16 protein-coding genes and 1 pseudogene are annotated in these 15,273 nt (G+C 27.0%); 2 read left to right on the top strand and 15 right to left on the bottom strand.

The features are described from left to right. Positions 1–284: 284 nt before the first annotated feature. The 15 genes and pseudogenes from bcCo53_RS08455 to bcCo53_RS08385 all read right to left on the bottom strand — a co-directional run bounded on the left by bcCo53_RS08455 (position 285) and on the right by bcCo53_RS08385 (position 14,003). Positions 285–1,583: a coiled-coil domain-containing protein gene (locus bcCo53_RS08455; protein ID WP_025408833.1), complete on the bottom strand. Its 1,299-nt coding sequence runs from the start codon at positions 1,581–1,583 to the stop codon at positions 285–287. 180 nt (positions 1,584–1,763) lie between these two features. Then, positions 1,764–2,315: a type ISP restriction/modification enzyme gene (locus tag bcCo53_RS08450; protein WP_246938490.1), complete on the bottom strand. Its 552-nt coding sequence runs from the start codon at positions 2,313–2,315 to the stop codon at positions 1,764–1,766. A 207-nt stretch (positions 2,316–2,522) separates the two neighbouring features. Then, entirely contained in the window at positions 2,523–2,873 is a 351-nt protein-coding gene (locus bcCo53_RS08445; RefSeq protein ID WP_281507462.1) for a type ISP restriction/modification enzyme, read from the bottom strand. Between the two features lie 243 nt (positions 2,874–3,116). Beyond that, entirely contained in the window at positions 3,117–4,043 is a 927-nt protein-coding gene (locus tag bcCo53_RS08440) for a complement regulator-acquiring protein (RefSeq protein WP_025408837.1), read from the bottom strand. A 608-nt stretch (positions 4,044–4,651) separates the two neighbouring features. Next, a complete protein-coding gene (locus tag bcCo53_RS08435) occupies positions 4,652–5,488 on the bottom strand; it encodes a hypothetical protein (RefSeq protein WP_025408838.1) in 837 nt (278 codons plus the stop codon). 239 nt (positions 5,489–5,727) lie between these two features. Beyond that, positions 5,728–5,916, bottom strand: a complete 189-nt coding sequence (locus bcCo53_RS08430) for a hypothetical protein (protein ID WP_025408839.1) — start codon at positions 5,914–5,916, stop codon at positions 5,728–5,730. Positions 5,917–6,065: 149 nt separating this feature from the next. Then, complete coding sequence (locus tag bcCo53_RS08425; RefSeq protein WP_028328269.1) at positions 6,066–7,112, bottom strand: variable large family protein; 1,047 nt, start codon at positions 7,110–7,112, stop codon at positions 6,066–6,068. Between the two features lie 23 nt (positions 7,113–7,135). Continuing rightward, positions 7,136–7,453 carry a Vsp/OspC family lipoprotein gene (locus tag bcCo53_RS08420; protein WP_025408841.1) on the bottom strand — a complete coding sequence of 106 codons (318 nt, stop codon included), beginning with the start codon at positions 7,451–7,453 and terminating at the stop codon, positions 7,136–7,138. 645 nt (positions 7,454–8,098) lie between these two features. Continuing rightward, positions 8,099–8,632, bottom strand: coding sequence for a Bdr family repetitive protein (bdr, locus tag bcCo53_RS08415; protein ID WP_025408842.1), 534 nt, complete (start codon positions 8,630–8,632; stop codon positions 8,099–8,101). A gap of 12 nt (positions 8,633–8,644) precedes the next feature. Then, positions 8,645–9,229, bottom strand: a complete 585-nt coding sequence (locus bcCo53_RS08410) for a chromosome replication/partitioning protein (protein ID WP_025408843.1) — start codon at positions 9,227–9,229, stop codon at positions 8,645–8,647. A gap of 9 nt (positions 9,230–9,238) precedes the next feature. Further along, entirely contained in the window at positions 9,239–10,069 is an 831-nt protein-coding gene (locus bcCo53_RS08405; RefSeq protein WP_025408844.1) for a ParA family protein, read from the bottom strand. After that, on the bottom strand, positions 10,045–10,608 hold the full coding sequence (locus tag bcCo53_RS08400; protein ID WP_025408845.1) for a DUF226 domain-containing protein: 564 nt from the start codon (positions 10,606–10,608) through the stop codon (positions 10,045–10,047). Before bcCo53_RS08400 ends, bcCo53_RS08405 begins: the two co-directional genes overlap by 25 nt. A gap of 9 nt (positions 10,609–10,617) precedes the next feature. Further along, a pseudogene (locus bcCo53_RS08395) lies at positions 10,618–11,049 on the bottom strand (plasmid maintenance protein); the annotation flags it as partial. A 180-nt stretch (positions 11,050–11,229) separates the two neighbouring features. Then, positions 11,230–11,667: a plasmid maintenance protein gene (locus bcCo53_RS08390; RefSeq protein WP_277813768.1), complete on the bottom strand. Its 438-nt coding sequence runs from the start codon at positions 11,665–11,667 to the stop codon at positions 11,230–11,232. A gap of 1,361 nt (positions 11,668–13,028) precedes the next feature. Further along, positions 13,029–14,003: an Mlp family lipoprotein gene (locus tag bcCo53_RS08385; RefSeq protein ID WP_025408849.1), complete on the bottom strand. Its 975-nt coding sequence runs from the start codon at positions 14,001–14,003 to the stop codon at positions 13,029–13,031. 179 nt (positions 14,004–14,182) lie between these two features. Between bcCo53_RS08385 and bcCo53_RS08380 the strand changes: the two genes are divergently transcribed. After that, the gene (locus bcCo53_RS08380; RefSeq protein WP_025408850.1) at positions 14,183–14,482 is read left to right on the top strand and encodes a DUF603 domain-containing protein; all 300 of its coding nucleotides are present in this window, start codon (positions 14,183–14,185) and stop codon (positions 14,480–14,482) included. A gap of 23 nt (positions 14,483–14,505) precedes the next feature. Further along, positions 14,506–15,039: a Bdr family repetitive protein gene (gene bdr / locus bcCo53_RS08375; RefSeq protein WP_025408851.1), complete on the top strand. Its 534-nt coding sequence runs from the start codon at positions 14,506–14,508 to the stop codon at positions 15,037–15,039. Positions 15,040–15,273: the final 234 nt, after the last annotated feature.

Genomic DNA, 15,273 nt, shown 5'->3' with positions numbered 1-15,273 from the left:
TATATAATTTGTTTTTAGTACATAAGTGTTTGGCTAATAATATTGAACAAAGTTTCCTCAAATAAAATTCCCTCATATATACCAAGCAAAATCATATTTCCCTCAACTAACTAACAGAAATAAAATTAAAACAAAACTGATTTTCCTAATATAAATAATCCCGATATTTGTAACTTACAAATTACATAACCTAATTTAAATAAAACTTAAAAGAGACATTCTATTAAGAATGTCTCCCCCCTTCATCAATAATATAGAATAAATACTTACATAAACATCTTTCTTTAATTACCTAGAAAATAGTCAAAATTGTTATCTACAAATCTCTCCATCTCTCGCTCAGTATCTTCCTTTAGCTTATCATAAGTAATACCTTTCTGAGCAAATTTCTCCAAGTATAGAGCACCATATTTCCATTGAGTAGCTAGATTAGTATATGAACCAGCTCTAACAATACTATCAATTTTTTTTACACGCCAAATGAACTCTTCGAAAACACCATACGCTTTCACTACCTTTTGACGAGCAGACCTTGCACTCGCACTTTTGTTGCCAGATATTATTTCTTCAATCGCACTGTCCAATCTATCTTTTGCCTTTGACATAATATCAGAAGAAGAATCAATGGAATTTTGCTTTGCACTCTCAGCTTCCGACTTTGCCTTTACTAATCTATCAAGTTGTTCCTTATATAAAGCACTTGCAACACTTATATTCTTCATAATATTCTCACTTAATCGCTCTACAAATTGCTCTAAATTCACTATCCCATCCTTCTTAAATCTTTGAACCACAATTTCATCTAAAACTGTCTTTGCTTCCTGATGATGATTCAAAGTTTTCACCCTAGACTTTGCATCAGAAATCTTAGATTTATACCCCTCAAGTTCTGACAACTTTTTGTTAAAACTATCACTAAATGAACCAATCTGTGTTAAAGCAGAATCTATTTCATTCTTAATTTTTTCTGACTCAGTCTCTTTAGCAGAATATTCCACCTCTTGCACCAATTCAACAGATTGAGGCTCAGCAACTTGTTGAGGTTGATCAGACTGTGGTGCTCCATCTATCACTCTTTTATCAGATCGCTTCTCTTCTTCACCTTTATTGAAAATATTTTTACTACTATCTTCAGTTTGTTGCGCCAAAAGTTGCTTCTCCAAAGATGACTGACTAACCGTTGTTGTAGAAATATTATTTTCAGATAAATTTTTTACACTTTCCAAAGCAGCCTCTGCTGGATTTGAAATATCAGATCCCATAACCTTAGTCACAACAGATTCTACCTTTTGTTGTTTTTGATTTAATGCTTCACCAACTTGAGATACAGACTGTAATGGCTGTGTCATACCTTTTTTGGGAATACCTACAACACCTAGTACTTTAAACTTTTTTCCAGCATTTATAATAACATCCGATTGATCTTCTTCGCCCTCTTTACTTTCTTTTAATAAACCTAAATAATATTCTTCTTCTGAAAATCTTTCACTTACTACTCCGATCAATCTATCAAGTAAAGCCATATGACATGATAGAAAACATAATAGTGTCAAAACACATACTGCCAAAACATTTTTATTCATGATCCCCTCAACTAGAACATCAAAAAAAATTATTTCATTATTAAGTATCTATATTGAAATACAAGAATTACTGATAAGTATACACCTCTTTTTTAAATTTCAAATAAATTCATTCAATTAATATAAAATTTCACTATGACATCATAATATTTTTACTTTAGCCTGTCCTTAGATAAGTTTCTAACTTACCAATGACAAACTTGATAAGTCATCATTACTACTAAATTCTTGTAAATTACAAATTATCAAGTCAATCTGTTCTTGAATATCAAACGTATAATTAATTACCCTAATCACATTCTCAAGGTGTTCAATTTCATCATTACTTAATTCTCTTCCCTTTCTAAATCTAAGATAATTTTTAAGCACTCTATAAGTACCAATACTAAATTCATATACCTTAAAAGGCACATTTATAAATTTACAATTGTCACTATAAATAAGTTCTTTTTTGTCTTTCAAGTATTCAACTTTTTCTACAATACGTTTTGCATTGACTTTTGATATATGAACCCCAACACTCTTATCTAAATCAATTAAATTTCTAAATAATTGTGCATTAATTAGATTCATTCCTAATTTACTAAGTTTTTCAAATAGGTTCACTGAATCTACAAAAATGATTTTTGCAAAGTCAATTCTTAAAAACTCATTGAATTTTGTTCTATAGATATTTGAACTTAATATTGCACAAATATATCCATATGTTAAGCATTGATGATAATGTAGCATTGTTATCAACAAGATGTCTAGCAACAGAAGTATTTAAACATAATTTTGTTATTTCAGGTGGTTTTACTGCAACGGGACGATGTTTGAAGGAGAATCAAGTAAGTGGAGAGACTTGTTATATATTCCCATTATTTATTATAGAGGAACAAAAGTCTTTATTAGAAAGTTCAATGAAATCAAATTTTAAAGAAAGTTTTATAAGTTTTATTAATGAAAAGTACCATAAACAATTTCAACCACAAGAGATATTGGGATATTAATTGAATAACCCGACCTTTCTACAATACCTTTTTTTCTATCAGTATAGTAAGTATATCTAACATCAAAAGGCTTATAAACTATGCTTTTAACATACTTTGCATTGATATTTACAGATTTTAAAAATTGTTGAACAATTGGTAACTTCCAATTTCTAGAATCTTGAGTTAGCTTATACTTATCTCTAGCAGTTTGTTCATCAAGATAAGCAAAGTCATGCAGTTTAGCTAAAAGCGCATCTTTAGTAAAATCAAGTGTCACATTTTCTCTTACAAGTTTTAATCCGCTGTTATAAGTGATAAAAATATCTTCAAGTGAAATCCCCTTATTATAAATATCTTTATTCTCTACATTTCTTTTTACAAAAAAATAATAAGGAGGTGCAGTCTTAAGCTGTTCAAAATCAATACTAAAAATATCATTTGTGTTTAAGATTATATTAAACTCTATTTTTTATAAAAAAACCTATTTACTTTAAATAACAAATAGGAATCTAGGTCATATAATATGACCTAGATTCCTTTATTTTAATAAAATTTAAAATTACTTAACTTTATCTATTAAAAATATAATCTTATCAGAAACCTCTTGAATTCTCGGTATCTTAACTGTAATAAGATTTTTATATCCTTCACTAATATGACTTATCAATTTTTCACTATCAGAATCAATACCATCTTTCTTCCCTTTATAATCTGTTATAATAGCATCTACACTTTTTCTCCAAGTTAATCTTTGTAATTGAATCTCTTCAAGTTTTGATTTAACCTCTCTTAAATCATCAAGACTTAATTTATCTAGCTTGTCTTTATTCTTTTCTAACTTATTAATTACACTCTCAAAGTTAAATTGAAGCTGGCCTATTACAGAATTCATTATATCTATAATCCATGTTCCTCGATTTTTTACATCTGATTCTATTTTTTTCAGAATTCCTGCAAATTCCTTTATTCTTTCTTTATTGTACAATAAAGATGAATAAAATAATCTTCTTAACTCTTTATTAGAATTGTCATCTAATGTCTTCTGATTAGACTTATTTAGTACTGCTTTAAATACTTTTTCCTTCATACCATACTGATCTATATCTTCAACTTCTGCCTTATCTGCACTTACTAATGCCTTAACATTATTAACATCTTTTTTAATAGCAGATATTAATTCCTCTTTTTCATCTTTGATTGCAACATCTACCTTTATTACCTCTGCAACAGGAACTTTATTAATCTCATCTTCTTTTGGTTTTACTGCTTCATCACTTTGAACACTATTTATAACCCCACTACTTACAACCTCTTCTGAAAAATCACCATTATTAATAATACTTTTGCTGCCTTCATCTCTTTGAACACCACTTCCAACATCTCCTGCAACATCTCTGATTGCTCCTTCTACCAATAATTTAGAATTTACATCACATGACACTAAACCTACAATTAATAATGTAAAAATAAATAATTTTTTTCTCATAAATACTCTCCTTTTTGAATTAAGAATCATTATTAAATTAAAATATATACCATTTAGTATAAAATACAAATTACTTACATCAAAATTATTTATTTTTTCTTCATCCTTACTCTTAAGTAGACATATCCCCTCTATGACTCTTTGAAAGAAAGATAAAATTTTATCATTATTGATTAATAATTCTGCTCAAATTTTCTAGCAAGAAATTAACATTGTAGTTTCTTAACCGATTATTAACTTTTATATAACCTATCTATATTTTAATTAATAGCATGTTTATAAGCAGAAAAGAGTATATTCAATAATATTAGCAAAAGTTGTTACCCTAGTGTAGTTATCATCATTCAAATTGATGACATATCATTCCATCTTCCTATAAATTCATTTAATTTAAAACCCGTAACCATATAATAAAGATCCTTACAATAAAAAAACACCTTTAAAATTTGATTATATCATTTATTTCTACACTATTATAACGACGTAACCAAATTTTAAAGGCACACATATAAAAAATAGGACCTAATAACATTAGACCCTATCGCACTCAAATATTATATCCTCAACAAATAATTGAATTATTATTTGATTAATAATTCAATTATATATTATCTCTTATTAACTTCCAATAATAATTGGTATGCCTTCTCTAAAACAGTAAAATCGTTCTTTGCTTGTTTCATATCATTTCTAAGAGTATCCAATTTTAACTCTATTTCACCAAACATATTTTTTGCTTTACTCAAATTGGTTTCTGCCTTTGAAATATTATCTATCATACGCTGCACATAATAATAACCGCTTGCCCTTGCCTGTGCTGATTCACCTAAAGCAGACTTAATAAGACTCTTTGCATACTCAGCAGCAGCTTTTACATGTTCTAATGCATTAAGTTGTCCATTATATCCTACTTCTGCAATATGTCTACTAACTTTAACTGTCTTAATTGCTTCATACAAATAAGGCAAAGCTTTCGTTACATGCTCGTTTCCAGAAATACCTCTTCTTGCCTCATCAAAATCAGACTCAGCTTTTATAACAAAAGCTTCCATTTTCTTAAGTTCTGACAACGATTTATCCAACTCATCATACTTTTCATTTATCTTTAGTAATTTAAAATCAATTCTATTTTGCATAGCATTAGCCTCAGCATCTTTACTAATAAGATAAGATTCTTGATCCTCTGTTAATTTAATTTGGGATAATTCAATACTTTTTTCCATAAAGTCTTTATTTACCACTACATCCCTTTTAACCTTTGAAACATCTACCTGATTCTCCTTACCCTCTTGATTTTCTTCTTTAGAATTTAAGTCTTTTACATTATCAGTTTCTTCTAAAAATTTTTCTCTTGATTTGCCTAATAATTCATTAAGAAAATTAATATCACATGAGAATAAACACATTAGTGTTAACATATATATTGATACGATACTTTTCTTCATATTTCCTCTCCTAGATTACCTACATTACTCAAATATCAAATTTTAATATCTAAATAAAATAACTAATATCAAATATACACCGTTTATCTTAACATTAAATAAATTCTCAACAACATATCTAGGTACGCTCTTACTAATTAAAGTAAATTTTATAAAATCATCTATATCTAATTAAAAAGCTTTAGCAATAAAACAATTTCCTACATAGCTTTGTTTAGTACAAACTTTAATGACCAAAGCTACAGTAAACATATCAAAAAAAGAAATAAAAACATATTTAAGAAGTCATTCCCTAAATTAGCAAGTGAGGATAAGAAGTGATTTCCCTTCTCAAGTTCTCCTATTCCATTATTACAAAAAAGGAATAGAAAGATAAATAATGTTGCACAAATACTTTTTATCCTAATATTTTTAATATTTATTTTCATATATTACATGTCTCCTTTTCCCCTTTATTTTAACCAAAAAGGCTAGTTAAATACACAAAAAGGGAAACGACTCTCATACAAAAGAGTGTTTCCCTTTAATGACTTTATTATTTTGTTTGCTTATCTTTTCCTAAATTTTATTTATTTCCTTACTTAGCAGCGCCAGATTCATTTGTGTCTGCTGACATATCTTCTCGTTTAACTGTCGCTAATGCTTCATTTATTGATTTCAAACCACTATCAACAGTATTTCTTATTGCAATTATAAGAGTACTTAATGTCTTGTTTACTGCACTTGCCACCGCTCCATTTATTGTGGATGCAGCATTATCAGCACCACTGTCCTTAATAGTAAATTTACCACCCTTAGCCATAGCTTTTAGTGCTATTCCTGCTGCTATCACTGCATCTTTCTTTACCGTATTAAGGGATTTACTCTGTTCAACCTTAGCTGCAGCAATCTCAGCTGCATTCTTTGCCTTCTCAATTCCAACCTGATCACTAGCAGATTCATCAGATTCAGCAATAGCTTGCAGAATATCAGCACCACTCACAACTCCAATTGATGCACTAGCTGAAGCAGCTTGGGCATCCGTTCCATCAGTATCCTTCTTTGAACTAAATAATTTACCAATATCTGTTTTATCACTATCTTTAGTATAATTAGCCTCCGCTTTACCTTCTTTTAAGACTACTCCTTTAACAATAGATTTCATTCCTTTAACAAGCAAATTTATACTTGCAGGATCTGCTGCTAAAGCAGCCTGATCTTTAACAGCATTTCCTATCGCATCACCCGTTATAGCTCCTTTAGCAGCTTCTGTAGCACCCTCTTCAATTTTTGTCAATTTTTCAATAAATTTCTCAACCTCTTCTTTCACCTTTGGATAATCACCATTCTTTGCTAAAACGTCTTTTAACTTTTCTTTCGTTGTTTTCATTGTCTCTTCAATATTAGTAAAATACTTTCCTACCTCACTTTTTGGTGTCTCAGCCTTAATACCAAATGCATCAGTAAACATATCAGAAAAAGAAATAAAAATATCTAAGAATCCTTGTCTTAAATTAGATATAGATAGTATAGAATCCCTTTGTTTTTCAAGTTCTTCTATCCCATTATTACAAGAAAGGAATAAAGAGATAAATAATGTTGTACAAATACTTTTTACTCTAATATTTTTAATATTTATTTCCATATATTACGTGCACCATTTTTCCCTTAGTTAACAGGGCTCACTTCCTTAGCAGGTGCGATTATCCCTCCTAATATCTCTTTAGCAGTACCAATTAAAGTATTAACTGCTGAATGTAATTCAGCAAGTTCTTTTGTTCCATGCATTCCACTGCTACCATTAGTAGTTCCATCTATAGCCTGTTCTGCATGATTATCTTGGGTACCTCCACTAGCCCCTAAAGTACTATTTTGTTGAAATAACTTAGCTTTAAATGCTACCGCCTTAGTTTTAACTGCCTCTTTAATAGCAATTCTTTTAGTATTAAGTTTCTTTAATATTAACAGTTTTACTTTACTTGACAACCCCCATAGATGCGCTACTTATACTGTTAACTTGTTTTTTATGGCATTTCTGAATATATTCTAAAGAACATGCATCAGTATCAACCTCACTTTCAATTGAACGACAAACTACAAGAGCATATCATTTGCAACATATTATATATTAACTTACAAGTCATGGAAGTGTATTCTTTATATATTAACTTACAAGTCATGGAAGTGTATTCTGATTCTTTACTCCTGATATAGATTAATTCTCCTGTATATATTGGTATATCAAATGACTCACTATAGCCACTACTAGAGGACTATAAAACTTTATTTTAACAACATTGATTATTTATTACTATATCTTGTACTTCTTCTCTTTTTTTATTTGATTTTGGTTCCATATTTGCTTTATACAACCTAGTTTTGTATTTTGTACTGTTAATTTCCTTATTATTTGTTTTATATATAAATATAATCATATTAAAAACTAGATTTGTTAAATTTTACAAAATTTTTAACAATATCATGAAACATGAAAATAGTAACTTATTATAAACTTTAAGTCTGTCTAAATTGAACAAAATAATAAGATAGTACTAAAATGACAGCACTACTAACAATAATTAAAATACAACAAATCCTAAATAAAATCAATCCTTTTTCACAATAACTTTTTTACCCTACAAAGAATTTACTTATTAGAGACATAATAATAGATATAATTATTGGTATTCCTATTGCCGTAATAATAGTTAACATCCTATTCCCTACACCAAGCTTTTCCAACAGTATTGAATGACTATTTTTCATTTCTTCTCGCAATATTGCATTGTTACTTTCCATTTCTTTAAGTAAGTTCTTTTCTAAATTAGATATGTCCTTCTGTAAATTTTTTTCAACATTATCTATTTTGACATCTAAATTAGATATGTCTTTCTGTAAATTTTTTTCAACATTATCTATTTTGATATCCAAATTAGATATGTCTCGTCTAAATTCTATCTTAGTAAATTCAATATCCTTTTTTAAGTTATTCTCTACATTCATGATTTGTTGTTCTAATGAATTTATTTTTTCTTTCAAAATTTCAAAACTAAAATTGTCATTATGAAGCAAAATAAAATCCACTGCTTCTTCAGTAAATCCTTTATTTAAAAATTCCTTCTTTAAATCTTCTGTTCTATATACTTTATACGCTAAATTACCCATAAATACTCCTTACTATTCACCTTTTAAACCCCTAAATTTTTTCATAAACTCTTCTAGCAAATCCTTTTTGTCTTTGAAAAGTTCATCCATTAAGAAACTTGTAAAGTTGACATTTTTCTTATAAAAAGCATAACTCTCCTGACTCTTAAGTTGAAGCTTTAATGGTTTTACTAGATTTGTTTTTGATTTTTCCAAATTTTTACTTTCTTTCTTCATCAAAAATGATAAAGACTGCCTAAATCCATTTTCAATTAAATATTCTTCTTTTAAAATTCCATCTTGAATAGCACTAGCTATTCTTAAATAAGAATAGGCCTGAGATTTGGCTAACTTATAGTCTTTTATAAACTGAGAAAAGCTTTTATAACCATCTAACTTATAATACTCTTTTTCTTTTATTTCTCTTAAAATATGCATGGCCTCTATTTTATTATAAATATCATCTTTTATATTATCCTTTAACTTACTTTTTAAAAGTGCAAATCTCTTTTGATCATCACTTATGTTAATATTATTATTAATCAACAAAATAGAATTTTTATCATTGTTTAAATTTCTTGCATTAATTATTATTTCATCATTACTTTTTTTATCCATAAAATCCCCTTATTCTATTGGATTTTTATAGTTCTCCAGCGCTGGACAACTTATACTAGGAATCTCCATCGTATCGTCACTAAGATTTATGTGGTATAATAAATTACTTAATATTTGATTATATTCTATGATATAATCAGACTTTAAATCAAAATCACTGTTACTTGCTATTCTTTTATTTAGATTTTCTCTTTCAGATACAACACCTAAAAAGGTGTCCTTTTCTTGAATTATTTTCAATAATTTCTTATGGGTATTATTTTTTTTAAATCTTGTTATAATAAAGAAAATTGGTATTAACCTGTCCAACTTTTTAATGAAAAATTCTAAAAGTTCATAACTTTCAAGAGTCCATTTCTCAGCTGTCATTGGAACTATAATATAATCAGTAGAATTTAAAGAACATTTTAATGTAAAATCTAAACTTGGATTAGTATCAATCACTATATAATCGTACTTTATTTTTAACCTTCTTAATTCTACCTTTAGCTTTAAATCAATAGATTTATGCCTATTTGCACAATAAAAATCTTCATTTAAACTGTGTAAAGTTAAATAGCTAGGAAGTAAATCTAAACTGCCTTCAATATTAAAAATTGCACTAGCAAGCTCTAAATTTCCTTTTAAAACTTCGCATACGTTTTTTTCCATTAAGTTTATATTTTTTTCTTTTATCTCGTTAAAAAAATAACTAGTAACCGATGCTTGTGTATCCATATCAATTAACAGTACTGTATATTTTCGGGCCAGTAAAGTTGCAAATAGAATTGAGCTTGTACTTTTTCCAACACCTCCTTTAATCGAGGCAAAAGTGATTATCTTAGGGTTCTTTTTATCCATTTGTTTATAAGACCTCCATCTAGTAAATTCTTATTGTAGAATTTATATACTTCTTTTTCTAAATTGATTATCAGTTCAAGTAAAAATTGACTATATTGTGTTTCTAATTTTTCCTTCCTAATCAAACGAGACATTCCTTTAATATAACAAAATACACTACCTTTTTTAAATCTAAATTCTATGTAATACACCCTTGAAAAGGTATATGCTTTCATGACACCATTTTCTTCATATCTTGTTATGATATTTTGTAGAGGTTTCCTATATCCATAAAAAATATCCAGAAATTTGTCATCCCCCTTTATAGAAAATAAATTAAGTGTGCCTATCTTTTCTTGATTAAATAAACCTCTGAATGCAATAAAAAATTTATTCTTTTGTCTTCTATGAACTCCAAATGTATATAAATCATTCATTATCTTTGTATGGTATATTGTTTTGTTATCAATTTTTTCTATTTTTGTGAAAAGATTCTTACTTTTTACTTTATCCTTAATTTCTAGTTTTTTCTCTTTAAGTCGTGCCAACACACTCTTCATGACTAGTCCTTAAATTGTAATTTTTTCAAATTCTCCTACTTTTACATAATCTTTATTATCTTCCATTGACTTTAAAAGTTCATAGTAGTAATGATTACTAAGTACCTTGCTGTATTCTAATTTATTTTGTTTATCTAAGTAATCTTTCAGTATAGGTATTAAAATTTCAATGCTCATTTTATTTCTTAATTGTTCGATAAGTATACTAAATATGTTGTTCCTAATTTCTTTTTTGTCTTCTTGCGTGTTTGTTTTGATATATTTAACTGTTTTTTTAATTTTTTCTATTATATCTTTCAAGTCATTGTACTTATTATTTTCTATAATGAAATGTGGTTTGTTTTTATATTGTTCATATACTTTTTGTATTTGTATTTCCAGCTGTTTACCATCATAACCTTCATTTTCAAGGCTACTCTTTGTTTCATTAAGTATTGTATTTAATTCCTTTTTTTACTTTTAATGTGACTCATTGTTGGCTTAATAGTATTGGCCTTTTCCTGGCTACTCTTAATGGAATTTTCCATTCTCTTAACCATTTTACATACTTTAATTGTATCATTTTTGCTTAATTTTAAATTTAAGATAGAAAAGAATACATTTGGTTTAAATTTGCATTTTTTATGCATATTTTTCTATTTGTAGTCTTTCTATGGATTGTTTGTTTTTATCTTCTTCTTTTTTATTATAAGTATTATGTAAACACTCCTCTTTTTTTACACTGCTATTTTGATTACAAGTCTTTTCAAGATATGTATTAACACGGTTTTTGTGTTTTTCCTCTTTCTTTTCTCTAAAGTGTTTATTGATTATGCGGTAACATTCTTGTTTAGAGTATTTGAGTTCATAATGAATTTCAGTGCCCATGTTAACACCCAAATGTCTATAATAGTTTATTGTGACACCTAGCACTTTTTTTAATTTATAAAGATAGCTTTGTAAAGTTTTAAGTTTAACAGGCTCTTGGCCATTTTTTTTCATATTGTTATTAAAGTAGTAAAGTATATTGTTTTGAGTGTATTGTTTAAGCTTTGAATTTATGTAGTTTAGTGTAGATATTAAAACTATTCACTTGTATTGATGTTTGTTTGTAAACTTTTTTATGCTCCTCATTTGATACTCCTTATTATTTGTTTTATCATCATAACTAATGATAGCGTAATTATTAAAGGAAAGTAAACTATCCTTTAATAAAAAATATTTTTTTAGATTTTAACAAAATAATAAGGAGTATCAAATGCATACAAATATGACAAAAATTAATTAAGTTAAATTATAACATCTTAGTTTATATAGTTAAAAAATGTTTGAAAGTTGAACAGTTACATATCAAAATCAGGTTAAGGATAAGAAAAATAACATAAGTAAAATAAACAGAATAGGTCGTAAACTACGTTTAATCTCAATTCACTCTACTTCGCCTTGTGTGTCTACCCACAAACTATCTATCAATCGTTAAACCTACTAAAATGTCTTTTTCACCATACATTTTCAAGCTTTTCTTTGCACACTAAAATCAACTTTGCTATAAAACTTAAAACATTTGCTTTTACCAATTCTTAATAGTGATTCTGTTCATTTAAGAGGTGATGTTATTGAGTATAATAAAACTAGTAATTTCTTAGGAAATAAGTATTTCTTTAAATATTATGTTTAAGTTGAAATGTAACTTGTATGTGAAGGTTTAGGTAATTTTATTTGAATTGAAATTTACTTTTTTGAAATGAATATGTATGTCTTATTTTTTTCTTTAAGTCTTTTTGTACATAGTTTTACTAGTCTTATTGTTAAGGTATCCTCTTATAGGAATAGTTTTTGTTTGCTTAGTCTTTTTATCTTTAAGGTTGATTTTAGGAGAGTTGGTTCTTCATTTAATTGCGTATTTTGCTTTATTAATTAAATGTTTTTTTTGTGTGTATTTTAAAAGTTAACTAAACACATTAAAAGGATAAATTTAGTTATAAAAATGTTAGCAAATGTTTGTTATTAAAATCAAATATAGGTGTTTTATCATTGTATATAAATATTGCTTTTAAGGTAATTTTTGTAGTTAGGATAGGTATTTTTTTGTATATATTGGTTAATATCTTTTATATACTTTATCTTTTTATTTACAAATACTAAACTCTTTACTCTACGTATACTCTATAATCTTTTTTGATAAATTCACATTTTGTAATGATGCATTTTTACTTTCAAATTTTAACTTCTTACAATCAGTTAACCTCAAGTTAACTTTTTTATTCCTTTTACTATTTTTATAATCAGTTTAATTTATCTTTCTTTTACTATTGAGTGTTATGTTCTGTTTATTTTCTTTATCTTTTCTTATAACTATTACTTTTTTTAAATTCACCTCTCTTAAATGATCTTTATTGACTTGCAAGCCTTAATTATGAGAGGTGTATTTTATCTTTTGTTTACTTTTGACAATCGCTTAATATTTCAGTTGCAAAGTTATTCAATGCAGTTATTCCTGGTGTATTGTCTCGGTCTACTTTTACTAAATAGTCTTTTATGCTAGTTGCAAGATTATTTTTACCAGCTTCATTTTTATTACATTTGTTAAGTTCAGTATTTATATGGTTTAATATAGATTTTAGCTTTTCAAGGTCTATGGACTTTGTCATTCCATTATCGTTGAATTCAAACAATAGCTTTAGTGCGCTCCATGCAATATAACGATTGTTCTGTGGCAAAGCATTTATTAAGAAATTAAAAGCCTGTGTTAGGTTATTATCATTTTTTATTTGCATTCTTAGCATTATTTCGTATTGCTCCCCTTCTAATAAGCTATGTACATGTTGATTTAAGTTAAGTAATTCTATTTTGAGAGCTTTAAATCTTTTTGCGTTGGTGTTGTTTGCACTAATTGTGTCTTTTAGGACATTTCTAAAAAACATTAGTATATCTGGAGGTCGAATATTTGTATATGTATCATTACATTGATCTATACTTGGGCAAGTTAAGGCATTATTTATAAGTTGAGTTATGGTTAAATTTTTTAATTGTGGGGGTTTTTTGTCTTTTAAGGCCTCATAGACTATAGTAAAAGCATTAGCTAATTCTTTTTGTTTTTGTACTTCTGTTGATCTTATCCAATTTAAAAAGTTTTGACTTTTTTGTGATGCATCATCTGACACTCGCTTTAATTCTATAATTTTATTAAATGCATTTATAAGAACGTCAAATTTCTGATTTTCATCATCAGTTAAAGTGTTAAGTCTTGTTTCGTCTTTTCCATGAGCTTTAGGCTGTAGATTGTTTTCTCCTTGTTTAGGTAATTTATGTAGTATTGGTATAGTCTTATCAGACGTACCATTAATTTTATCCGAATTGCAACAATACAATAATAATGTACTGCAAAATATTAATGTTTTAATAAAAATTTTCATATTATTCTCCTTTTTTAATTTTTATATATAATCTGAATTAGTCATTATAGATTATTATTTTATAACTAGTCTATATAATTAATGATTACTCATTGTTTTTGCAAAGTTTATTTTTTTGTTATAGAGTTTATGTTAATTATAATTTTTGTTAACTTATTGGTTAACTGGTGTTAAAGAATATGAGTAGATTCAAGAAATCATTTGATGATTATATTGTGTATTTTAAAGAAGGAAAGCTTAATGATGTTAGTATTGCAAAAGAAATGGGTGTTTCAAAAGCAAATGTAAGTAAGATGAGACATAAATGGAAAGGAGTTAAAGCTAATTCTGAATATGTTAGGGATAATGATAAACTTACTATTCATGAAGTTACTCTAACTAATATCTTACTTCATGCGACAAGTAGTAATGCGCAAATCCGTTATTTAAAGAATCAGTTTGGCATGCTTAGTAATAATAGATTCAAAATCACGTTTTAAATTTCAAGTTTAAAGATTAAGAAATGGATATATATAAATTACCAATGTTTAAAGGAATGCAAGATTTTATTGCAAATGATCTATTTAAAAGATATTACCATAATGAACTTACTTACAAAGATATTGAGTATTTAGAAAATAATTTTAATTTTAAATTTGAAAAACTAGAAGAAAAAATAAGCGGAGTAGAAAAAAGATTAGAAGATAAGGTTAATGGTATAGAAAATAATTTAAATTTAAAAATAGAGATGACAGAACGTAGTTTAAAATCGGAGATTGTGTCTGTAAGAAATGAGTTAAAATCAGATATAAAGGACTTAGATAATAAGATAGAGAGTATAAGTAATGAAATTTCTTTTGTAAGGAAAGATATAGAGATTAATAAAATGGATTTAGATAGCAAAATCAGTATTATTGAGAATAATTTAAATATAAAGATAGACAAATCAATTTCAGAACTTAAGGGTGTATTAAAGCTGCATGGTTGGATGTTTGGGACGATTATTACTATAAGTTTAGGTATATTTTTAGCTTTAATATCATTGTTGGTTAAGTAGGTCGGGTATTAATATGTACTACTTAAAACTATTCCAGGAAGAATAATTTTAAGTGATTAGAATAACAGTTAATAGTACAGAAGTGTTTAGTACAGTGAGGAGATAAGAAAGTATTTTCAGCATCGATTTTTAAATATTTTAAATAAAAAATGATATTTTATTTACTTTAAATTTGCATATTTATACATAATAATTTGTTAAGATTGAAATATATAAATTTACTACATTTTTAAA

It is taken from the genome of Borrelia coriaceae (genome assembly GCF_023035295.1).
Lineage (GTDB): Bacteria > Spirochaetota > Spirochaetia > Borreliales > Borreliaceae > Borrelia > Borrelia coriaceae.
The sequence above is the reverse complement of the archived record's forward strand: the minus strand, read 5'-3'. Positions and strand labels throughout refer to the sequence as shown.

What these genes read in the sequence shown, in the direction of transcription:
- bcCo53_RS08405 (WP_025408844.1), bottom strand. Translation starts at nt 10,069, where the DNA reads ATGGATAAAAAGAACCCTAAGATAATCACTTTTGCCTCGATTAAAGGA.
- bdr (WP_025408842.1), bottom strand. Translation starts at nt 8,632, where the DNA reads ATGGGTAATTTAGCGTATAAAGTATATAGAACAGAAGATTTAAAGAAG.
- bcCo53_RS08455 (WP_025408833.1), bottom strand. Translation starts at nt 1,583, where the DNA reads ATGAATAAAAATGTTTTGGCAGTATGTGTTTTGACACTATTATGTTTT.
- bdr (WP_025408851.1), top strand. Translation starts at nt 14,506, where the DNA reads ATGGATATATATAAATTACCAATGTTTAAAGGAATGCAAGATTTTATT.
- bcCo53_RS08440 (WP_025408837.1), bottom strand. Translation starts at nt 4,043, where the DNA reads ATGAGAAAAAAATTATTTATTTTTACATTATTAATTGTAGGTTTAGTG.
- bcCo53_RS08425 (WP_028328269.1), bottom strand. Translation starts at nt 7,112, where the DNA reads ATGGAAATAAATATTAAAAATATTAGAGTAAAAAGTATTTGTACAACA.
- bcCo53_RS08430 (WP_025408839.1), bottom strand. Translation starts at nt 5,916, where the DNA reads ATGAAAATAAATATTAAAAATATTAGGATAAAAAGTATTTGTGCAACA.
- bcCo53_RS08400 (WP_025408845.1), bottom strand. Translation starts at nt 10,608, where the DNA reads ATGAAGAGTGTGTTGGCACGACTTAAAGAGAAAAAACTAGAAATTAAG.
- bcCo53_RS08450 (WP_246938490.1), bottom strand. Translation starts at nt 2,315, where the DNA reads ATGCTACATTATCATCAATGCTTAACATATGGATATATTTGTGCAATA.
- bcCo53_RS08385 (WP_025408849.1), bottom strand. Translation starts at nt 14,003, where the DNA reads ATGAAAATTTTTATTAAAACATTAATATTTTGCAGTACATTATTATTG.
- bcCo53_RS08410 (WP_025408843.1), bottom strand. Translation starts at nt 9,229, where the DNA reads ATGGATAAAAAAAGTAATGATGAAATAATAATTAATGCAAGAAATTTA.
- bcCo53_RS08435 (WP_025408838.1), bottom strand. Translation starts at nt 5,488, where the DNA reads ATGAAGAAAAGTATCGTATCAATATATATGTTAACACTAATGTGTTTA.
- bcCo53_RS08380 (WP_025408850.1), top strand. Translation starts at nt 14,183, where the DNA reads ATGAGTAGATTCAAGAAATCATTTGATGATTATATTGTGTATTTTAAA.